Origin of the sequence: Rhizobium sp. NLR22b (genome assembly GCF_019685295.1) — a bacterium.
Lineage (GTDB): Bacteria > Pseudomonadota > Alphaproteobacteria > Rhizobiales > Rhizobiaceae > Rhizobium.
On record NZ_JABDWM010000002.1, the window covers coordinates 46,126 to 66,817 of the forward strand.

Genomic DNA, 20,692 nt, shown 5'->3' on the forward strand with positions numbered 1-20,692 from the left:
TGAATTAATAGAGCGAGCGGGCGAGCCGTTCGGCCGCCTGGTCGAGATTGAGACCGCTGTCGTCGGCGATCAGCGCATAGGCGACCTCGCCGATCTGCCAATAGGCGGCTTCTGCTTTTTCCAGCGTGAGATGACTGACCGGCTTGACCTCGAAGGCCCCGGGACGGACCGCGAAAAGCGACAGCCGCTTTCCATCCGACTGCTCGATCGCCATTTCGACGCTGGGGCCGAATTCGGACGGGAAGATCTGCACGTCGGCGACTTTCCAATCCCCAGGCAGTTCGGGCATGACGATGGCGGTGGCGGCGCGAATATCGTCCGCGCTGTAGGTGGCCGGCGTCTGCGGCGGCATTGATTGGCGCAGTGCCGCGGTCTGATAGGCGCGGACGGCATCCTCCACATAGGCGGGTGCGGGCACCGACGCCGATACCTCGGTCGCCGAAAAGGCGCCGAACGAATTATGCGCCACCCAGCCGGCGGTGACCAGAATGCCGACGGCGGCGATGCGCTGCATGGAATGGAAGATGCGGCCATAGGAAAGGCCACGTTCCAGCCGGCGGGCGGCATCGCGGGTCTCGGGACGGCCGAAGGCATTTTCGCCGGCAAGCGCCAGGCGCAGCTCACCCTTCATGCTCAGATCGGCCATGACCTTGGCGGCAATCGCCGGATTCTCCGAGAGATAGGACTCGACCTGAATGCGGCGGGCGACATCGAGCTCGCCATCCACGTAGGCGTCGAGATCGGCATCGATGATCGGATCAACTGCTTTCATTGCCGCTCCCTCCGATTAATTTGAGATGCGAAACGCGCGGCGACCTCTCCTCGAATTCGCGCAGCTGCGCCCGGGCGCGGGAAATGCGCGACATCAGCGTGCCGATCGGAATACCGAGCGCATTGGCGGCTTCCTGATAGGAAAGGTCTTCGATGGCAACGAGATGCAGCGCTTCGCGCTGCTCCTCCGGCAGGTCGAAGAAGGCGTCGCGCACCTGCTGCAGGCGCACCGCATGTTCCTGGCCGGCCGGCAGCGACTGCTCGGCGTCGACAGCCGCTTCGTCATGGCGACGCGCCAGCGACCAGTTCTGGCGAAGACGATCGATGTGGGCATTGTGCAGGATGGAAAGCAGCCAGGTACGCAGGTTGCCACCGCTTCGGAAGCTCTTTCGCTTCTCGAAGGCGCGCACCAGAGCATCGTGCACCAGATCCTCCGCCTCATCCGAGTTGCGCACCAGCGCGCGAGCATAGCGCCTTAGCGCTGCAAGCTGTCCGATGACATCGAAGGGGCGGTCTTTGCGTTCCATGCTTGAGTATACGCAAGCGCGGCTGGTTTTATTCCCGGCGGCATAAAAAAATCATGCCAGCCGGAAATCGCCGCCGCCGAACCGGGGAAATAGCATCAGCAAACGCATGTGTGCCTTAAATCGGCGATTGTTTATGACAATTACATGACGGATCATCACGCCGCTGATTTGGAGGGGAAGGTAAAGGATGAAGGAAAAGAAGCGGGTCTACGAAGCTCTCGTGGACGGCGCCATGGAAGGGCTGACGGGTGAGGCGCTCTATGAATTCGTCAAGGCGCGATGCCCGAAGGCCACCAGCAAGAAGATCGTCAGGGCTTCGCTTCTCGCTCTGACCGATCCTCATCTCAAGGACCGCAATATTCTCGACGTGATTTACGCGCTTGCGATCAAGCATCGCCTCGATGAGGGCGTGTTTGAGGACGGCGACGAGGACGAGCCCGCCGAGCCAGCGCCGTTCCAGACGGTCAGCTAGACCCTCCCGGCTTTCCCAGAATGTCAGCGACCGTCCGAGAGCTCCTCGAGGATTGGACAGTCCGGCCGGTCGTTGCCATGGCAGGCATGCACGAGATGCTCGAGAGCGTGGCGAAGTTCCGTCAGTTCGCGGATCTTGCGGTCGATCTCCCCGAGTTTCGTCTCGGCAATGTCCCTGACATCGGCACTCGCCCGGGCTTTGTCCTCATAAAGCGCCAGCAATTGCCGGCATTCCTCGACGGAAAAGCCGAGGCCGCGTGAACGCTGCAGGAAGCGCAGCTTGTGAACATCGGCCGCAGCATAGTCGCGATAGCCGTTTGCGCCCCTTTCGGTGCGGATCAGGCCGATATCCTCGTAGTAGCGGATTGTCTTCGAAGGCAAGCCGGACCGCTCGGATGCTTCGCCGATATTCATGGCCGTCTCCTATAATTTTGCAAAGCGCAGTCTCAGCGCATTTGATATCACCGATACGGACGAGAGGCTCATCGCCGCCGCCGCGATCATCGGCGAGAGCAGCAAGCCGAAAACCGGATAGAGGATGCCGGCGGCGACCGGCACGCCGAGCGCGTTGTAGCCGAAGGCGAAGCCGAGATTCTGGCGGATATTGCGCATCGTCGCCTCCGCCAGCCGCCGCGCCCTGACGATCCCGTTGAGATCGCCTTTAACCAAGGTAATGCCGGCGCTTTCCATCGCAACATCGGCGCCGGTGCCCATGGCGATGCCGACATCGGCGGTCGCAAGTGCCGGGGCGTCGTTGACCCCGTCGCCGGCCATGGCGATCACCCCACCTTTGGCGCGCAGTTCCTCGATCAGCGCCTTCTTGCCTTCCGGCAGCACGTCGGCACGGACCTCGTCGATGCCGAGGCTTTTCGCCACCGCCCGCGCCGTGCGCTCGTTGTCGCCGGTTGCCATGATGATCTTCAGCCCGCTGTCGTGCAGCGCCTTGATCGCGGCTGATGTCGTCGGCTTGATTCGGTCGGCGACGGCGACGAGACCGGCAAGCTTGCCGTCGAGCGTCACGAACATCACCGTCTTGCCGTCGCCGCGCAGGGCTTCGGTCTTCTCCGACAGCGCCGACCGATCGACGCCGAGATCGGCGAGCAGCGCCGCATTGCCGAGCGCCACCTTTGCACCGTCGGCTATGCCCTGGACCCCCTTGCCGGTTTTCGCCTCGAAACCGGTCACCTCCACGAAGGCGGCCCCGCGCTCTTCGGCGCCGGCAACGATCGCTTCGGCCAGCGGATGCTCGGAGCCGCGTTCGAGGCTCGCGGCCAGCGACAGCAGCCGGTTCTCCTCGACGCCGCCGACGGCGACGATGTCGGTGAGCACAGGCTTGCCTTCGGTCAGCGTGCCGGTTTTGTCGACGATCAGCGTGTCGACCTTGGAAAAGCGCTCCAGCGCTTCGGCGTCCTTGATCAGCACACCTTCGCCAGCGCCGCGCCCGGTCGCGATCATGATCGACATCGGCGTTGCAAGACCGAGCGCACAGGGGCAGGCGATGATCAGAACGGCGACCGCGGCAAGCAGCGCGTTTGCCAGGCTCGGCTCCGGTCCGATGGCCGCCCAGATGACGAAGGCAAGGATGGCGACGGCGACGACGGCGGGCACGAAGAAGGCCGACACCCGATCGACGGCGCCCTGAATCGGCGCCCGCGAACGCTGCGCCTTGGCGACCATGTCGACGATGCGCGACAGCACCGTGTCTGCGCCGACCTTCTCGGCCGACATGACGAGGGAGCCGTTCTTGTTGATCGTGCCGCCGGTCAGCCCGTCGCCCGTCGTCTTCTCGACGGGCAGGGGCTCGCCCGATATCATCGATTCGTCAACGGTCGACTGGCCCTCCAGCACGGAGCCATCCACCGGTACGCGCTCGCCCGGGCGCACGCGCAGCCGGTCGCCGGTCTGGATCTCCTCCACCGGCACGTCCCTCTCGTTGCCATCGGCATCGAGACGCCGCGCCATCTTCGGCGCGAGGTCGAGCAGAGCGCGGATTGCCGAGCCGGTCCGCTCGCGTGCCTTCAATTCCAGCACCTGGCCGACGAAGACCAGGGCGACGATGACGGCGGCCGCCTCGAAATAAACAGGCACCGAGGCGCCATGGCCGCGAAAGCTCATCGGGAAAAGACCGGGCGCAAGCGTGGCGACGACGCTGTAGACATAAGCGGTGCCGACACCGATGCCGATCAGCGTCCACATGTTCGGGCTGCGGTTGACGAGAGAGGCCCAGGCGCGGCGGAAGAACGGCAGGGCGGCCCACAGCACGACCGGTGTTGCCAGCGCTAGCTCAATATAGATCGCCAGCGGTTCGCCGATCGCTTCCCGGAGCGGCAGGCCGAGCATCGGTCCCATCCCGAGCGCCAGCAGCGGCAGGGCAAGGATGGCGCTGACCCAAAGCCGCCTGACGAAATCGACAAGTTCCGGATTCGGTCCTTCGTCGGCCGGAGGAATGCCCATCGGCTCCAGCGCCATGCCGCATTTCGGGCAGTCGCCGGGCCGGTCGCTGACGACTTTCGGATGCATTGGGCAGGTATAGAGCGTACCCTTCGCCGCCGGTTTTGCCGCCGGACGGGCGCCGTTGCGATAGGCCGAGGGGTCAACCTCGAATTTGGTTTGGCAGGCGGCCGAGCAGAAGTAGAATTTCTCGCCTTCGAATTTGGCGAAGTATTTCGCCGTCGAACGATCAACGGCCATGCCGCAGACCGGATCCTTCGCCGTCAGATAATCCTGCGGCTGCGCCGCAAACTTCGTGCGGCAGCTCTCGGAGCAGAAATGATAGAGGCGGCCCATGTGGTCGAACGAGGGTTTGCCGGCTCGCGGATCGACCGTCATGCCGCAGACAGGATCACGGATCACCGCTTCGGCAGCCTTCTCCTGATGATCATGGCCGCAATGGCAGTGACCGTCGCCGTGGCTGTGATGATGATGGTCGTCGTGTTCGTGCTTGGTATCCATGGCTATCTCCTGTGCCCCAAAGGGCAGTTGGAGAGGCTTATCCACCTTCCAGCAACTGGAAGGTCAAGTGCTAATCTTGACGACATCGATTTTTTCGAAACCGCCGCGTTGCGCAGCGCGACGGCGATCGTCGCCCGATCCTCAAATCGCGCCCGAGGCTCAGATCGGACTGATCAGCCCGAGCGGCTGGCTCCCGAGCAGTGCGGCGACCGAAATGCTGCCTCCCGGCTCGATCGTTTTTCCCGTCACGAGATCCGCCTTCAAGCCATGGAGAGGGGAGGGGACCGCGATCGCCGTGTCTTCCCAGAATTCCGGACCGGCAAAAAGCACGCCGGGATCGAGCCAGCCGAACATCAGCCGCGGGGCGGCGGTGATTGCGAATTCGCTGTTGTGCACGCGGGCGAAAGCAAGCACATGATCACGGCGGCTGCCCGTCGTCTTCAACGGCAGATAGTCACCCCCGGCAAAGAGAACCGGATGCCGCTGGCGCAGCTGCAGGCCGATTGCGATGATGCGCTGCTTCAAGGCCGCCGCCTGGAGCTTGGCGATGGGTCCGGCTTCATCCAGCCAGGCCGTCAGGCTGGCGTGATCGACAGGCCGGCGATTGTCCGGATCGACAAGGCTGAAGTCGAAACCTTCCGCGCCCTGGTAAATGTCGGGAATGCCAGGCGCCGTCAGCTTGAGCAATGTCTGCGACAGGCTGTTGACGTAGCCGGCCGCAATAAAGGGCTGCAGCACACTTTCGAAATCTTCCAGGAAGGCGTCATTGTCCGGCGACACCAGCGCCGCCGCATAGACTGTGATCGCCTCCTCGTAGGCGCCCTCCTGGTCCGTCCAGGCGCTGCGCAATTTCGCCTCGCGCACCGCCTTGACCGCGTAATCGGTAAAGCGGGCGCGAAGGTTTTCCATCTGTGCTCTGTCGAATTCCTCCGGCCAGACGCCGGCGAGCGCCTGATACAGCATCCATTCGGTATTTGGCTCCGGCGCCGCCCCATCTGGCAGATCCTTCAGCCAGGGCCGGTTCATATCACGCCAACGCGCTACCGCCTGGGCAAACACATCCGCACCCTCGCTCAGGACATAGAGCCGCGCGCGCGCATCCTCGCCACGTTTGGTATCGTGCGTGGAGCTTGCCGAAAGCCCATGCGGCTGCAGCCGCGCCCGCTCGGCCATGCGACGATGGAAGCCATCCGGGCCCTCGGGCGCCTTGCCCGGTTCGCCGCCGACCTCGTTTGCGGCAAGCAGCCTGTTATAGCGGTAGAACAGCGTATCCTCCATCGCCTTCGCCATGACCGGCCCGCTCAGCTGTTGAAAGCGGATTCGGAATTCGTGTGCCGCATCGCCTTCGATCTTGCCTTCGAGAAGCTTCAGCACGTAGTCGAGCGCGCGCCGGTCGTCGAGCCGCGCCATCACTTGCGATGCGGTTGCGGCAAGAACGGCCGAATCCTGCCAGCTCAGCTGACCACCGTCGCCATAGGTGCGGTAGACGGGGAATGCGATCAGCAGCTCGCGTATGGCGGTGGCAATCTCTTCCCGGCTTATCTCGGGAAAGATGCCGGCCGCCATCGCTACCAGCCTGCCGGTCTCACCGGCGAAATTGCGCTCGACCATCTGTCGCTTGGCCTGCCGGCGGCCCTCATCGAGATCGCCCGCTTCGCCGGCGAGGCTGCGATAGGCATCGTCCAATATCCGCAGGCCGCCGGCGTCGATGAAGAGCTCGCCGAGGGCGGCGATGAATTCATATCCGGTGGTGCCGGCGACCGGCCAGCTCACCGGCAGGACCTCGCCCGCCCCGAGGATCTTTTCGACGACGATATAGGTGTCTGTCCCGACTGCTGCCCTCAGCCTGTCGAGATAGGCCTTGGGTTCGGCGAGCCCGTCGACATGGTCGATGCGCAGGCCCTGCACCTTGCCATGGCGCACGAGTTCGAGCACCAGCCGGTGCATGTCGTCGAACACATGGGGATCCTCGACGCGGGTGCCGACCAGTCCGGTCACCTCGAAAAAGCGGCGGTAACTCAGATGCCGCGCCGCTTCCTTCCAATGGATCAGCCGCCAATACTGCTCGTCATGCAGGCTCCTCAGGAATTCGCGATCGGACGAGACGTCCTCGAGTTTTTCCTGAAGGACCGCCCGATCGCCTCCCTCGAAGAGGATGTCGCGCAGCGCGCGGGCGAAGTCCTCGCCTGAGGTCGCGGCCGCGGCCTCGGCCATTCGCATTGCGACCGGATCGTCAAGCCGGTTGGCGATCGCGCCGTAGCTGCTCGGGTTCACCGGCAACAGCGTCTGAAAATAGGCCAAGGCGAAATTGCCGTGCGTCTCGTCGAGCACGAGGCGCAGTTCGCCTGATGCCAGCGCCTCTTCGAAATCCTGGCCGAGCTGCGGCAGGGTCAGCGGTTCGCTCCAGTCGATGTCGAAATGGCTGGCATAGGCGCTCTGCGGGCCGAAGGCCAGCACGTCCCGCCACCAGGCGTTGTCAGGCGAAGCGGCCATATGGTTCGGAACGATGTCGAGAACCAGTCCCATGCCCGCCGAGGCGAGGCTTTCCGTCAGCCGGTCGAACCCGGCGCGACCCCCAAGCGCCGGATCGATCTCATTGGCGTCGGTGACGTCATAGCCGTGAGTCGAGCCGTTGACGGCGGTGAAAATCGGCGAGGCGTAGAGGTGGCTGATGCCGAGCGTCTTGAGGTAGGGAACGAGGTCGCAGGCACGATCGAAAGTCATGCCGTTGCGGAACTGTATCCGGTAGGTCGCTGTCGGAAGAGTCATGAGGCCGTCTGACGTTGGAGGGAGACCTTTTCCAACGGTTGTGCCCGGTCTTTGGTTCCCTCAGTCGATGAAAACGCCCACACTTGCGGCGCGTCCGGCTGAATCGATGACGGTCAGTTTCGAATAGCCGCCGCCGTCGGGTAGCCATTGCTGGGTGCGCCGGCGCGAGAGATCGGGTAAGGGCTTGCCGTTGGCGAGCCAGCGGAAGGGCGCGCGGCCGCCCTGCAGCTTCAGCATCAGCGGCGATAGATCGCCAGCTCCAGCGCCGAGATCGATATGGGCGCCCTCGGGCGGATAGACGATCTGCGGCGCGGGCTCGCGGCCGGAGGCGACGAGCAGGCCGCTGGCATTCAGTGCAAAACGCCGCTGGCTGATCGGCAATTCGGACTGGGCGATGCGCACGGCGCCTGCCGGCGGGCGGGGCAGGGGCGTCGTGGCGATGCCGGATTTGGCGAAGGCCTCGAACAGGATCGGCGCGGCGGTGCCATAGCCGGTCAGACCGGGCACGGCGCTGTTATCAGGCCGTCCGGCCCAGACGCCGAGCACATACCGGCCGTCATAGCCGACCGACCAGGCGTCGCGATAGCCGTAGCTGGTGCCGGTCTTATAGGCGATGCCGCGCTGCGGCGCGCCGGCCGGTGGAATGACACCGGAGAGAATATTGGCAACGTTCCAGACGGCGACCGGCTCCAGCAACGGTTCGCCGTCGATTTTGCCCGGCGTGCCGGTGATGCCGTCGCCAAGCCTTGCCGGTTGGCCGCGATTGGCGAGCGCCGTATAAAGCTGCACCAGATCCTTCAGCGTGAGGCCAACGCCGCCGAGACCGATCGCCAGTCCCGGCGTCTCGTTCGGCGGCAGGACCGGGCGCACCCCGGCGCGGCGGAAGCGCACCATGAGCCGCGACGGCCCGACGGCGTCGAGCAGCTTGACGGCCGGCACGTTCAAGGAGAGCTGCAAGGCCTCGCGCACGGTGACGTCGCCCTGATAGCTCATGTCGAAATTGCGCGGCCGGTAGCCGAAGAAATCTGCCGGCCGGTCTTCGATGATCGTCTCCTGGGAAACGAGGCCCAGCTCAAAGGCGAGCCCGTAGATGAAAGGCTTCAGCGTCGAACCGGGCGAGCGGTTGACGCGGGTCATGTCGATCCAGCCGGAGCGGCTGGCGTCGAAATAATCGGCCGAGCCGACCTCGCCGACGATCGCGCCGGTCTGCGCGTCCGCCATTACCATGGCGAGCGAAAGCTTCGGCCCGAGTTTCATCGCCGCGGCGCGAGCAACGGATTCCAGCCCCTGCTGCACCTGCTTCTTCAACGTCGTCTGGTGCTTGAGGACCAGAGGCTCCTTGCGCAATGCGGCTTCGCCGAGATGGGCGGCAAAGGCAGGCAATTGCAGGCGTCGCGGTGGAATGGCGACAGCTTCGGCCCGTTCCGCCTCACCGTCGCCGACGGCCTCGGCCACTGCGACGCGGTCGAGCACGCGCTTGCGCGCCTCCTGTGCGGCCTGGAGATTGCGGTCCGGCCGCCGCCGTTCCGGCAATTGCGGCAGGGCGACCAGCAGCGCCGCCTCGGCCACCGTCAGGCGGCGCGGCTCCTTGCCGAAATAGGCAAGGCTTGCGGCGCGTACACCTTCCAGGTTGCCGCCATAGGGGGCATGTGTGAGATAAAGGTCGAGGATCTCTTCCTTCGACAGCCGCCGTTCGATCTGCACGGCGCGTGCAAGCTGCAGAAGTTTTGCCGAAAACGAGCGTTCCGCGCGCGGCTCGATCAGCCGGGCCACCTGCATCGAAAGCGTCGAGGCGCCGGAGACGATGCGGCCGTTGCGGACGAACTGCAGGCTGGCGCGCCCGAGCGCCCAGACGTCGATGCCGGCGTGATCGTAGAAACGCTGATCCTCGTAGGCAACAAGCATGCGCAGGAATTGCGGATCGACGTCGGCGACCAAAGTCTTCAGCCGCCAACGGCCCTCCGGCGTCGCAAAGGCGCGCAACAGCTGCCCATCGGCATCCAGCACCTCGGGTGAAACCACCGCTGCGTTGTCGAGCGGCGGCGGAAAGGCCCGGTCGGCCGCGTCGAGCGCGACGAGAGCCGCGCCGGCAAGAAGGATGCCGGCGGCGGAGCCGATCGCGAACTTGTGCCACAGCCTCATTATTGTGCTGCTATGACCTCCATCTTGCCGGTCGCCGTGCGGGCCGAAAGCTCCGGCCGGTACATGTCCTCGACGCTTGCGGCCGGATGGTCGTACGTGCCGGGGGTGACGGCGCGTACGACATAGGCGACGTTGAATTCACGCTCCTCGCCGGGCGCGCGGTTGAAGGCGGCGACAAAGCGGTCGTAACGGAATTCCGTATGGGCGGCTGATATTTCGCCGATCCAATCGAAATTCGTCATCTGGGCGCTGTCGACGAGGTTCGGATTGTCGATCTCGAAGCCGGCCGGCAGAAGGTCGGTAATGACGATGCGCGACGACCAGTCATTGGTCTCGCGCACATGGATGACGACCACATAGCGCTCGTTCTGCTTCGCCTCGCTGACATTGGCCTGCTCGCCGTCGAGCGTGTAATAGCTGCGCTCGATGAGGAAGCCGTCGCCACCGGCTGGCAGCGGCACGGTGGGAGCGGCAACGGTGGTGACGACAGCCGAGACGGAGTCGTTCGTCTGGTTGGTCAGCGTCAGCGGGTGACCGGCGAGCGCATCGCCGGTCATGCGCGCCATATAGGCGCCGCTATGCGCCGCGCCATTGACATCGATCTTCAGACCGTCGTCACCGCCCTGGAGGGCGCGCGCGGCAAGCAGCATCCAGGCTTCTTCCTGAGTGCTCTTGTATTTGCTGCGGCCCCATTCCTTGGCGACGGACTTGGCGAGATCTGGGATGACAGGCGGCACCGGCCGGCTTTCGGCGGCGAGCGCCAGGATCGCCGCACCATCGCGCAGTATAGTGCCGTAGTCGGTGCGCGAGAGATTGACGCGCGACACCATCGATTGCTGCGACATCTGCAGCGCGTCGATGAAAATGTTCTTCGAACGCTGGGCGTCACCATAGAGCGCCAGAGCGGCGGCGATATGCGCCTTGGCGAGCGGCGTCGGGAACTGGTTGATCATCGTATCGGCATAATAGCGCAGATCGCTGATCGCGGCCTTCTTGTTGCGGGCAAGAACATAGATGGCATAGGCGATCTGGTCGCCCTGGCCGTTGATGTCGGTGGTATAGGACAGCGTGTTCTGCAGATTTTCGAGCGCCTGCACGAAGGCCTTTTCCGGCACGTCATATTTCATTTCGCGGGCCCGCGTCAGGAAATCGGTGACGTAGGAATCGAGCCAGACATCACCGGAATCCGGTCCCCAGAGGCCGAAGCTGCCGGCCGAGGCCTGGTAGGAAAGCACGCGATAGATCGCGTCCTGCACGCGCTTGTGCACGTCCTCGTCGTTTTCGATGCCGGCCTGCTTCGCCACTTCGGCGAAATAGAGCAGCGGCAGCGCCCGGCTGGTCGTCTGCTCGGCGCATCCGAAGGGGTAGCGGTCGAGGGTCATCAGCAGCGCCGGAATGTCGAAGGCCGCCGAACGGGTGACGTTGACGCTGATTGAGGCGCCGGGCAGCACGCTGTCGGACAACAGGTTCTTGTCCACCGTCAGCTTGGCCCCCGGCTTCAGCGCCAGCACCCTGCGTTGGGTGATCGGCAAGGATACCGGACGGACCGGCACATCGACGACCTGGTCGAGCGAGATGCCGGAGGCGTCGGACAGGTTGATCGAGACGCTGCCGGCGCCCGGCTGTTTGCCGATGAGCGAAAGCGTCAGTTCGGATTTCGCGCCCGCTTCGAGGCGGATTGTTTGCGAGGCTGAAGCCTGCTCGATGCCGACCGCATCATTGCCGGTCAGCTGCAGCTTGTAGTCACCGGCCGGCGCATCGGTATTGGCGATGTCGAGGCGCAGATTGGCCTTGTCGCCGGGTGCGAGGAATTTCGGCAGGCTCGCCGTCACGACGACGGGATCGCGGATGATGACGTCCTTGACGCCGTGGCCGACACCCGTCTTCGACCAAGCGACCGCCATGACGCGCGCCGTGCCGTTGAACTGCGGAATGTCGAAGGAGACCTTCGCCTTGCCCTCGGCATCGAGCTTGACCGGACCGGAGAAGAAAGCGACGAGCTTCTGCGTCGGCGGGCTTGCCTGCAGCGCAATGGCGCCGCCGTCGCCGCCGGTCCTGAGCTTACCGGTCGCGCCCAGGGAGCCGTCGATCAGCCGGCCGTAGAGGTCGCGGATCTCGAGACCGAGCTGACGCTGGCCGAAATACCAGTCTTCCGGATTCGGCGGTTCATAGCGCGTCAGGTTGAGAATACCGACATCGACGGCGGCAACCGTCACGTAGGCATCCTCGTTGGCGCCGGCGCCGGTCACCTGCAGGCCGATCTCAAGCGGTCCGCGCGGCAGCATCTTTTCTGGTGTGTCGAGCTTGACCTGCAGCGCGCGCTGCTCGGGATCGACCTTCAGCCACTTGATGCCGATCGATCGCATCGGCATGTGGCTGTCCTGCGCGGCGCCGGGGCGGAAGAGCGTTGCCGTGACATAGGCGCCGGCGCCCAGGTCCGCGGTGACCGGGATGTCGATCTCGCCGCCGGTCTCGCCGATCGTGGCGTTCTCCACGCCGACGAGCTTTTCGGTTCCGGCCGTCACCATCAGTTCGCCGCCGTAGCGCGACGTGATTTTCAGCTTGGCGGTTTCGCCGACCTTGTAGCTGTCCTTGTCGAGGGCGATTTCCAGGCCGTCCGGCGTTTCGGTCGACGTCGAGGCGACGAACCAGCCGGCGTCGAATTCGACGCTGGAGGTCGGGCCGTCGGCATCAGGGCTTTCCACTTCGAGGCGGTAGCGGCCCCAGGTCACCGGCACGGAAATCTTGCCGCCATCCATCGTCGCGTCGACGCTGCCGTTGGAAATCTGCTCGGCGGTATAGACCGGCTCGTATTTCCAGGCAGTCCCCTCGCGATACCATTGGTACTCGCGGTTGAGGCTGTAGAATTTCCAGCGCAGGCCCTTCGCCTCCTGCTTCTGCCCCTCGGCATTGACGCCGATCACCGTGAAGTTGGCGATGGAATTCTCGGGCAGCTCGTCGGAAAATTCCGGCTTGATGCCGATCGAAGCGCGATCGTTCTTCACGGGAAGGACAAGCGAGCGCTCGATGGCGCGACCGCCCGCTTCCTGCATGCGCATATAAATGGTGGCGTTGAGCAGCTGCGTCGTTGCCGGCAGGTCGCCGACGGTGAGGTCCGTCGAAGCTTCGCCGTTTTCGTCGAGTTCGGGCAGCCCCTCGATCGGCAGACGCGAATCCTCGTTCGCCTCCTCGTCGGCAAGCCCGAAGAGGAAGCCCTTATAGGCGGCGCTCTCACGCGTCGGCTTGACGACAACATCGCCCTCGAGCGTCAGGCCGACGGCCGGGGCGCCATAGAGATATTTGCCTGAGATGGTGATGTTCGCCGGCGTATCCGGGCCGATCTCCGTGGCCTCGGTCTTGATCTCCATGTCGGTGCGATCGGGCACGAAATCGTCGACGAGGAAACTCTTGCTGGCGATCGCGCTGCCCTTCGGGTCGGTGAAGATGTTCATCGTCCAGGTGCCACGCATGGCGTTTGCCTGGGTGGCGAAATCGACGGAATAACCGCCGAGATTGCTGGTCTGGCTGACGATCCGGCGGTCTTCGACGCCATCCGGCCGGCTGAAGATGAAAGTCAGCGGCAGATTCTCGATGGCATTGCCGTCGGTGTCGCGGGCAAGCGCCTGAGCATGGACGGTTTCGCCGGCGCGGTAGATGCCGCGTTCGGTAAAGGTCAGCACGTCGATCGCGCCGGGTGAGGCGCGGCCGGTAACACCGCGGTCGGAGAGATCGAAGCCGGCCCGCGTCATGTCGAGGAACACATAGTCCGCCGTGCCGTTCCTGGCGGCGATGACGGCGGGCGTCAGCGCCGCCGTTCCGCGGATCAGGCCGGCGGTGAAGGTGGCGCGGCCGTTTTCGTCGGTCGTCGCCGTGCCGAGCACCTCGTTGTTCTTGGCAAGCAGCTGCAATTCGACGCCTGATATCGGCTTTGCCGAGGCAAGCGAACGGGTGAAGACGTTGAGCCCGTCGGCGCCGGCATAGGTGCTGACGCCGATGTCGGAGACGAGGAACCATTGCGTCGCCTGTGAATCCCACTCCTGCGCCGGCGCATTCGGCGCCGTCGCCGTCATCACGTAGATGCCGGGCTTGCGTTCGGGCAGCGCCTCGTCGACGGGGAAGCTGGTGATGATGTCCTTGTTGAGCTCGTTGGCGATGTCGATCGACCCCTGCCAGACCAGCTCGCCGCTCTGTTCCTCGATGTTCTGGGCGCTGTAGCCGTCGAGCTGGGTCAGGAACTGCGAGTTGGTCAAGAGCGGCGCGATGGCGCGGTCGCCGATGCGGTAGAGTTTGAGGTTGGCCGAGGTCAGGTTGACCGAAACGATCGGGATGCCGCGGCGCGCTGTCGAGGGCAACACGAAGCTGTCGCCGGTGAAGCGCACCATCTGGCTGCGGTCCTTGATATAGACGTCGATGGAAACAGGCGCGTCGAGCGTCTCGTCGACCGATGACGGCAGGCCGGTGCGGAAGGCGATCTTGTAGGTCTGGCCGTGCGTCAGGCCCTCGACGCAGATCTGTTTATCCTTGGTCTCGACCGCCTTTGGCGCCTCGCCGTTCAGCGTCACGAAGGGCGTATAGTCGGTGGTCTTGATCAGCGCCTCCGAGAAGGTGGCACAGGCCCGCGGCGTGGCGCTGTCGGCGTCGACCGTGTGTTCGGTGATGCGGAAGCCCTGCGTCGATTTGAGCTGCAGGTAGGCGGTCTGCACCTCGTCGGAGGCAACCAGCGCCAAGCTCGCCTTGTAGGCGTCGAGCGCCGGGCGGTAATTGGCGTTTCGTTCGAGAGCGGTGGCCAGCACGGCGAGCGCCTCGGCGCGCTTGGCCTTGGTCCGGGTCAGCTCGTAGCCGTTCAGCGCGTCGACCACGGCCTGACCGGTGACGCTGCTTTCCGTGCTGCCGAAGGAAATTGCGGCGCGGGCAGTTTCGAGCCAGAGATCGGCATCATCGGGCGTGAGCGACAGCGCGCCGTGGAACGCGATCAGCGCGTCGGTCAGGTTGTTGGCCGTCATGTCGAGACGGGCATTGGCCGTCAGGCTGTCGGCGCCCTGGCCCTGCTGGCCGTCTGTCAGGGCAAGATTGTCCTTGAAGTCGTGGGCCTGCTGAATGAGGTCGTTGGTTAGGAAGGTCGGGCGCGGCGCGGCGCCGATATCCGGTTCCTTCTGGGCTGCCGTCTCGACGATCTTGCCGGCGATGGCGCCGGGGAAGGCGTTCATCGTCTTGAAATCGGATTTCAGGAAGCACCATTTCACCTTGGGATTGTAGGTGAAGGCCTTGCAGCTCTTATCGCCGATGCAGGAGGTCTTGCACTGGTCGAGCGAGACGTTCTGCTCGGTGCGAAGATCGAAGCCGAAGAAATCGGCATCCTTGATCGTCTGGATGTCACGCTTGGTCTCCGCAGCGGCGGCTGGAAGGCCGATGGCGATCGCGGAAAAAAATGCGATGGTGGCGAAAGCAAAGAACGAGCGCACGGACATAGGTTCCCCCCGGAATGCTGGCTCAGACCGGCGGCACTCTCCTCACTCCTCATGAGATTGTCAACTCAACTTGGGCGCTGTTTCGCCTTCAAGCACACGCTTTCATTTAGTTGTCACATCGGCGTGAGTGAACGGCTTGTGATTTGCCGCTTTGGCAAGGATGAGCAAGGATTTGAGCGACCGCCAGGAGGTAGCGCACATGTCCATGTCTTCCAACCGCTGGAGCCTTGCCGTGCTCCTTGCCGCCACTGCTGTCTTGCTCGACACGGGCATAGCAGGCGCCGCCGAGAAAGCGGTCGTCATTCCGCCGCCGGCCATGGACGAAGCCGTCAGGTCGAGCACCGAGACCGCCATTTTTGCCGGCGGCTGTTTCTGGGGCGTTCAGGGTGTCTTCCAGCATGTGAATGGGATCGAGAGCGCCGTCTCCGGTTATGCCGGCGGCGAGGCTGAAACGGCGCAATACGAAACGGTCAGCACCGGCTCGACCGGCCACGCCGAAGCCGTCGAGGTCAGGTTCGACCCGAAAAAGGTGACCTACGGCAGGTTGCTGCAGATCTTCTTCTCCGTGGCGCACAACCCGACGCAGCTGAATTTTCAGGGACCGGACCGCGGCACCCAGTACCGCTCGGTGCTGTTCGTCACCGCCACCGGGCAGCGAGAGGTGGCCGAGCGCTACATCGATCAGCTCGACAAGGCCCATGTCTTCCCGAAGCCGATCGTCACCAAGGTGTCCGATGCCGCCGGCTTCTATCCCGCCGAGGCCTATCACCAGGATTTCCTGACGCGCAATCCGACCTACCCCTATATCGTCTACAACGACCTGCCGAAGATCGAGAATTTGAAGGCGCTGTTTCCCGCCGACTACCGCAGCCAGCCGGTGCTCGTCGGGAAGACCAAGGGCTGAATTGAGCCTGCTCAGTTTCGGCGGTTGATCCCGGTACGGATCGCAGTCGCTCAAGGCATGATGTCGATGGGCGTATGATCGGGAACGCGGGCCCAAATTTCCCGCATCTCCCTATCGGTGACCGCTATACAGCCATCCGTCCAATCCCACAGGCGATGCATCCCTCCGAGCAGGCCCCAGCCATTCGGCAGCCCGTGGATCATGATGCTGCCGCCGGGCCGATAGCCTATCACTTCAGCCTCATGTTGCTCTTTCGGATTCGGATAGGAAATGTGCAGGCTGAGATGGGCCACGGATTTTGGATTGCGCCAGTCTATTTCATAACGCCCTTCCGGTGTTTTCTCGTCGCCTTCGCGCTGCTTGGGGCCTGCATCGGCAGCACTTCCAAGTGAAATCTGATAGGTCGAGATCGCAGCGTCGCCTCTGAAAAGGACCATGCGGCGTTCGGACTTGTAAACGCGAATGAGGTCGGCGCGTTGCTCCGGCGGTGCATCCGCGGGCGGCAGGCCCGAGCCGATCCTGGCCATCACTTTGGTATAGGCAAACAGGCTGACGGCCACGATGACCAGGACAACAAATTTAGTTCGCAACGTGATCCTCAATCGCCGAGCCCGATGGAATAATCCGATCGTATCATTGCCCGCTCTCATCCAGAAGTAGGCGGTTGATTCAAGGTGATTGAGCGGCAGGTTTTTGCCTTGCCGGCGTCGTGTTAAGGATTTGTCAACGTTAACAATGCGTTAAGCGGCAAAAATCGCGTTTCACCCCGGAACATATCGTCAGGTTTCCCGTTACGACAATGAGTTTCGGGCAGGGAAGACTGCCGAGCGGCTCCTTCTTTCGAAGTATGTGCGTAACAAGAGGACGAATCATGGCCACCAACGTCGTGCGGCGCTGCCAACGAGATGATCTCATGAAGCAGAGAGTATTGATCGTCGAAGATGAATTCCTCATCGCGCTTGATCTCGGCGCGACCGTGGAAGGCATTGGCATGCAGGTCGCGGGCCTTGCGAATGACCGCGAACAGGCGCTGCGGCTGGCGCCGTCCGCCGATATCGCCTTCGTCGACGTCAATCTCGCCGATGGCCCGACCGGGCCTGAGCTCGGCAGGCGGCTGGCGGAAGAGCATGGGATCGCCGTCGTCTTCATGACCGGCAATCCCGAGATCGTCGCCGGCGGCGTCAAGGGAGCGGTCGGCGTCGTCCAGAAGCCGGTCGTGCCTTCGCTTGTCGAACAGCTGGTGACATATCTTGCCGCGCGCCGCGTGGGCATGTTTGCGGTCGTGCCGGCGCAGATGACTGTTTTTACATGATCGCAAGGGGTGATCAGCCGGACATGGCCGCAAGCTGCGGCTCTCCGCCGGCCTTTTCGGCCTTCGGGCAGCCATAGGCCTTCAGAAAGGTGCGCACGGCATTGCGCGCCGCCTTTTCCAGGTCTTCATTGGTGGGTGTGCCGCCGAACAGCGTCATCATCTGCAGGTCGGCATTGGCGAGCGCCACGAACTGCCGGGCGGCGACGTCGTAATCATCGATAGCAAGCGCTTGACTGTGGGCAAGGCGGGCGAGAAGCGCGGAAAGCGCGGTGGTTAGTTTGCCCGGCCCCTGCTGGCGCCAGCTTTCGAAGAGGTGCGGATATCGCTCGCCCTCCGTCTGCACCAGTTTGCGCAGGAATTTTCCATCATGATTGCAGATGCAGTTTTTATTGAGGCGCACGGCAAATGCCGTCAGACCGTCCTCCAGATTGTCGGCGCTGTCAGGAAAGGTCGACAGCACGGAGAAGAGCATGGCATTGGCGCGGTTCATGACGTCCTCGACGACGGCGACGAACAGTGTCTCCTTTTCACGATAATGATTGTAGATCGTCTGGCGGGAGACACAGGCGACGGCGGCGATCTCGTCGATGCTGGCGGCTGAAAAACCCTGGCGGCAGAAGACATCGGCGGCGGCGTCGAGGATCGACATACGCTTGGCGCATTGTCCACGCTGCGTGTGCCCCGCCATCCGGTCTGCCGGTGTCATGCTGTCTTTCATGGAGCGAAGATAAGATGTCTTGACGGTTTAGACAATGGCGTCTAATTTTACAGGCGTGTCCAAATTTATTGACACTCTTGGTTCCGCCGCTGGAGATATGAGCTCCCAACTTCGTCTTCGCGCGAACGATCATCATTGAACCCAGCGCATCGGCGCGAAAATCGGACTGATTTTCGGAGAGCACGATGCGTCGATTCCAAAGAGTGCGGAGCGACGATCCGGCGCCTCCGCTGCGCTTTTACGAAAGATCACCATTATGACGGCTTCCTTCTTTCGCATTGCCCTCATTCTCGGCCTGTTGTCGGCCATCGGTCCCTTTGCCATCGACATGTATCTGCCTGCGCTGCCCTCCATCGGCCAGGACCTGCATGCCGACAACAGCGTCACCCAACTGACCCTGCTCGCTTTCTTTATCTCCTTTGCGCTTGCGCAGCTCGTCTACGGGCCGCTGTCGGACATGTGGGGCCGCAAGCTGCCGCTCTATCTCGGTATCGGCCTCTTCGCCGTCGCGTCGATCGGTTGCGCATTTGCGACCGATATCGAAACGCTGATCGCCTTCCGTTTCGTCCAGGGCATCGGCGGTGCCGCCGGCATGGTCATTCCCCGGGCCATCGTCCGCGACATGCATACCGGTGTCCAGGCCGCGCGGCTGATGTCGCTGCTGATGCTGGTCTTCTCGATCTCGCCGATCCTGGCGCCGCTGACGGGCAGCGCCGTCATCGAGCTCTCCGGCTGGCGCGGCGTATTCTGGGCCGTGACCGGCGCCGCGGTGATCGGCCTTGTCCTGCTTTCCACCCAGCTCGAGGAAACCCGCCCGGCCGAGGAGCGCAACGGCAGCGGCCTCGGCAGCGCCATGAAGGCCTATCGTCTGCTGCTCGCCGACCGCAATTTCCTGACGCTGACTTTCATCGGCGGCCTCGGCATTTCGAGCTTCCTCGTCTATCTCGCCAACTCTCCTTTCGTGCTGATCCAGCATTACGGGCTCACGCCGACCGAATACAGCTTCGCCTTCTCGATCAATGCCGTATCCTTCTTCGCGGTATCGCAGGCGACGGGCTGGCTCGGGGAGCGGTTCGGTCTGGTGCGCGTCATGCGGATTGCCGTCAGCGCCTTTGCGCTGGCCATGATCGTCATGGCGGTGGTGATGGCTTCAGGCTTCAACCAGCTGCCTGTTATGGCGACCTTCCTGTTCATCGGCTACGGCTTCCTCGGCCTCGTCATTCCAACGAGCGCGGTGCTTGCCCTTGAAGATCACGGCGCGATCGCCGGCACCGCCTCGTCGCTGATGGGCACGCTGCATTTCGTGATTGCCGCCGTCGCCATGGTTGTATCGAGCCTGTTCTTCGATGGCACCGCCGTTCCAATGGCCGCGGGCATCGCGCTTTGTGCCTTCTCGGCCTTCGTGCTGACCCAGGCGACGATCGGTCGCCGCGTCGCCGCCGCCGCCGCCGCCGAATAGCCGGAAACAGGCCGCACCCGGCAACGAGTGCGGCCATGCCATCTTTCTGCAATGCCCATTGTCGGCGAGCCGATCGAGAGCATCAGGCAGCCTCAAGCCGGCCCTGCTGAATCTTTGCCTATAGACGGGGTTCAGCCCGCCAGTGTGAAGGCGTCGCTTTCGCCTGGAACGAGTTCCATCGGCCAGATCCTGTTGCGCGCGCCCTGCGGATAATGGTCGGCATAGGCCGGCATGGTGGCGAGCAGGGTTTCGCCGAGTTGGGCGCCGAGATCGCGCAGCGACATGCGGAAGGAGGTCAGCGTCGGCTGCAGGAAATGTGTGCGCGATTCTTCGCGGAAACCGACGACGGCAAGGTCGCGCCCGGGCACGATGCCGGCTTCCGCAAGCCGCCGGTACAGTCCGATCGCCATCAGTTCGTGGATCAGGATGATTGCGGTCGGCCTCTCTTCGATCATCAGCAATTCGTGGCCGGCCTGATAGCCGCCCTGTTCACTCGACTTCACACGGATGACGAGGGCGGGGTCGAAGGGAATGCCGTGCCGTTTCAGCGCCTGACGGTAACTGTCGAGGAAGATGTAGCCGAGATTGATGTCGGAGGAGGGGGCCGCCACCGCAATCCGCCGGTGGCCTTTGGCGACGAGTCGGTCGACGCCGCGCGCCGCCACGCCCTCGAAATCGAGATCCATCCAGGTATAGCTGCCGCCGGACGCACTGCGGCCGAGCGCCACGAAGGGGATGCGGGCCTTTTCCAGAAACTCGATGCGCCGGTCGGTGCGCCGCGTCGCCGAGATGATCAGCGCATCGACGAGCCGGCGCGCCACCATGCGCTTCAGATATTCATGCGGGTCCTCGTCATCGGGGCAGGGCAGCATGACCAGATCGAGCTTGTGGCGGGAAAAGACGCTCTGCAGCCCGTCGGTGACGCCGAGGAAGAAGTCGTCGCTGTTCTCGACCGTCTCGCGGCTGACCTCGAGCATCAGCCCGATGACGTTGGTCATGCCCTGGCGCAGGCTGCGGCCCGACTGGTTGGCGACATAACCGAGTTCTTCGGCGGCGGCCAGCACGCGCCGGCGCGTGTCTTCATTGACATCCGGCTTGCCGTTCAACGCCCGGGACACCGTCCCGATCGAAATGTCGAGGTGCTCGGCGAGCTGGCGAATTCCTTTCATCTGCAGCGATCTTCCTCCCTGACGACGCCG

The 20,692-nt window shown here is 63.6% G+C and carries 14 protein-coding genes; 4 read left to right on the top strand and 10 right to left on the bottom strand.

Annotated elements, in window-relative coordinates; all coding sequences use genetic code 11:
• Positions 1 to 4 precede the first annotated feature (4 nt).
• Positions 5 to 772, bottom strand: a complete 768-nt coding sequence (locus tag HJC00_RS03970) for an anti-sigma factor (protein ID WP_210632468.1) — start codon at positions 770 to 772, stop codon at positions 5 to 7.
• The gene (locus HJC00_RS03975) at positions 759 to 1,298 is read right to left on the bottom strand and encodes a sigma-70 family RNA polymerase sigma factor (RefSeq protein WP_221163652.1); all 540 of its coding nucleotides are present in this window, start codon (positions 1,296 to 1,298) and stop codon (positions 759 to 761) included. Before HJC00_RS03975 ends, HJC00_RS03970 begins: the two co-directional genes overlap by 14 nt.
• Before the next feature lie 187 nt (positions 1,299 to 1,485).
• Between HJC00_RS03975 and HJC00_RS03980 the strand changes: the two genes are divergently transcribed.
• Positions 1,486 to 1,770, top strand: coding sequence for a hypothetical protein (locus tag HJC00_RS03980; protein ID WP_210632470.1), 285 nt, complete (start codon positions 1,486 to 1,488; stop codon positions 1,768 to 1,770).
• A 23-nt stretch (positions 1,771 to 1,793) separates the two neighbouring features.
• Here the strand turns inward: HJC00_RS03980 and cueR are convergent, their stop codons facing one another.
• The 5 genes from cueR to HJC00_RS04005 all read right to left on the bottom strand — a co-directional run bounded on the left by cueR (position 1,794) and on the right by HJC00_RS04005 (position 15,100).
• Complete coding sequence (gene cueR, locus HJC00_RS03985) at positions 1,794 to 2,183, bottom strand: Cu(I)-responsive transcriptional regulator (RefSeq protein ID WP_221163653.1); 390 nt, start codon at positions 2,181 to 2,183, stop codon at positions 1,794 to 1,796.
• A gap of 9 nt (positions 2,184 to 2,192) precedes the next feature.
• Complete coding sequence (locus tag HJC00_RS03990; protein WP_221163654.1) at positions 2,193 to 4,721, bottom strand: heavy metal translocating P-type ATPase; 2,529 nt, start codon at positions 4,719 to 4,721, stop codon at positions 2,193 to 2,195.
• A gap of 159 nt (positions 4,722 to 4,880) precedes the next feature.
• Positions 4,881 to 7,490, bottom strand: a complete 2,610-nt coding sequence (gene treY, locus HJC00_RS03995) for a malto-oligosyltrehalose synthase (RefSeq protein WP_221163655.1) — start codon at positions 7,488 to 7,490, stop codon at positions 4,881 to 4,883.
• 60 nt (positions 7,491 to 7,550) lie between these two features.
• Positions 7,551 to 9,632, bottom strand: a complete 2,082-nt coding sequence (gene pbpC / locus HJC00_RS04000) for a penicillin-binding protein 1C (protein WP_221163656.1) — start codon at positions 9,630 to 9,632, stop codon at positions 7,551 to 7,553.
• Positions 9,632 to 15,100: an alpha-2-macroglobulin family protein gene (locus HJC00_RS04005; RefSeq protein ID WP_221163657.1), complete on the bottom strand. Its 5,469-nt coding sequence runs from the start codon at positions 15,098 to 15,100 to the stop codon at positions 9,632 to 9,634. Before HJC00_RS04005 ends, pbpC begins: the two co-directional genes overlap by 1 nt.
• A 199-nt stretch (positions 15,101 to 15,299) precedes the next feature.
• Between HJC00_RS04005 and msrA the strand changes: the two genes are divergently transcribed.
• Positions 15,300 to 16,004: a peptide-methionine (S)-S-oxide reductase MsrA gene (msrA, locus tag HJC00_RS04010; protein ID WP_221144809.1), complete on the top strand. Its 705-nt coding sequence runs from the start codon at positions 15,300 to 15,302 to the stop codon at positions 16,002 to 16,004.
• A gap of 50 nt (positions 16,005 to 16,054) precedes the next feature.
• Here msrA and HJC00_RS04015 read toward each other — a convergent pair whose 3' ends face one another.
• The gene (locus tag HJC00_RS04015) at positions 16,055 to 16,594 is read right to left on the bottom strand and encodes a murein L,D-transpeptidase family protein (RefSeq protein WP_221163763.1); all 540 of its coding nucleotides are present in this window, start codon (positions 16,592 to 16,594) and stop codon (positions 16,055 to 16,057) included.
• A gap of 281 nt (positions 16,595 to 16,875) precedes the next feature.
• Here HJC00_RS04015 and HJC00_RS04020 point away from each other — a divergent pair, with 281 nt between their 5' ends.
• Positions 16,876 to 17,316: a response regulator gene (locus HJC00_RS04020; RefSeq protein ID WP_210632477.1), complete on the top strand. Its 441-nt coding sequence runs from the start codon at positions 16,876 to 16,878 to the stop codon at positions 17,314 to 17,316.
• A gap of 13 nt (positions 17,317 to 17,329) precedes the next feature.
• Here the strand turns inward: HJC00_RS04020 and HJC00_RS04025 are convergent, their stop codons facing one another.
• Positions 17,330 to 18,034 (bottom strand): TetR/AcrR family transcriptional regulator, encoded by a 705-nt coding sequence (locus HJC00_RS04025; RefSeq protein ID WP_210632478.1) that lies wholly within the window; start codon positions 18,032 to 18,034, stop codon positions 17,330 to 17,332.
• Between the two features lie 256 nt (positions 18,035 to 18,290).
• Between HJC00_RS04025 and HJC00_RS04030 the strand changes: the two genes are divergently transcribed.
• A complete protein-coding gene (locus HJC00_RS04030; RefSeq protein WP_210632479.1) occupies positions 18,291 to 19,493 on the top strand; it encodes a multidrug effflux MFS transporter in 1,203 nt (400 codons plus the stop codon).
• A 131-nt stretch (positions 19,494 to 19,624) separates the two neighbouring features.
• Here HJC00_RS04030 and HJC00_RS04035 read toward each other — a convergent pair whose 3' ends face one another.
• Positions 19,625 to 20,662, bottom strand: a complete 1,038-nt coding sequence (locus HJC00_RS04035) for a LacI family DNA-binding transcriptional regulator (protein WP_210632480.1) — start codon at positions 20,660 to 20,662, stop codon at positions 19,625 to 19,627.
• Between the last annotated feature and the right edge of the window lie 30 nt (positions 20,663 to 20,692).

Excerpts from the sequence above, each read along its gene's own strand:
- HJC00_RS03970 (WP_210632468.1), bottom strand. The coding sequence starts at position 772 with ATGAAAGCAGTTGATCCGATCATCGATGCCGATCTCGACGCCTACGTG.
- HJC00_RS04005 (WP_221163657.1), bottom strand. The coding sequence starts at position 15,100 with ATGTCCGTGCGCTCGTTCTTTGCTTTCGCCACCATCGCATTTTTTTCC.
- cueR (WP_221163653.1), bottom strand. The coding sequence starts at position 2,183 with ATGAATATCGGCGAAGCATCCGAGCGGTCCGGCTTGCCTTCGAAGACA.
- HJC00_RS04025 (WP_210632478.1), bottom strand. The coding sequence starts at position 18,034 with ATGAAAGACAGCATGACACCGGCAGACCGGATGGCGGGGCACACGCAG.
- msrA (WP_221144809.1), top strand. The coding sequence starts at position 15,300 with ATGTCCATGTCTTCCAACCGCTGGAGCCTTGCCGTGCTCCTTGCCGCC.
- treY (WP_221163655.1), bottom strand. The coding sequence starts at position 7,490 with ATGACTCTTCCGACAGCGACCTACCGGATACAGTTCCGCAACGGCATG.
- HJC00_RS04020 (WP_210632477.1), top strand. The coding sequence starts at position 16,876 with ATGGCCACCAACGTCGTGCGGCGCTGCCAACGAGATGATCTCATGAAG.
- HJC00_RS04030 (WP_210632479.1), top strand. The coding sequence starts at position 18,291 with ATGACGGCTTCCTTCTTTCGCATTGCCCTCATTCTCGGCCTGTTGTCG.
- pbpC (WP_221163656.1), bottom strand. The coding sequence starts at position 9,632 with ATGAGGCTGTGGCACAAGTTCGCGATCGGCTCCGCCGCCGGCATCCTT.
- HJC00_RS03975 (WP_221163652.1), bottom strand. The coding sequence starts at position 1,298 with ATGGAACGCAAAGACCGCCCCTTCGATGTCATCGGACAGCTTGCAGCG.
- HJC00_RS03980 (WP_210632470.1), top strand. The coding sequence starts at position 1,486 with ATGAAGGAAAAGAAGCGGGTCTACGAAGCTCTCGTGGACGGCGCCATG.
- HJC00_RS04035 (WP_210632480.1), bottom strand. The coding sequence starts at position 20,662 with ATGAAAGGAATTCGCCAGCTCGCCGAGCACCTCGACATTTCGATCGGG.
- HJC00_RS03990 (WP_221163654.1), bottom strand. The coding sequence starts at position 4,721 with ATGGATACCAAGCACGAACACGACGACCATCATCATCACAGCCACGGC.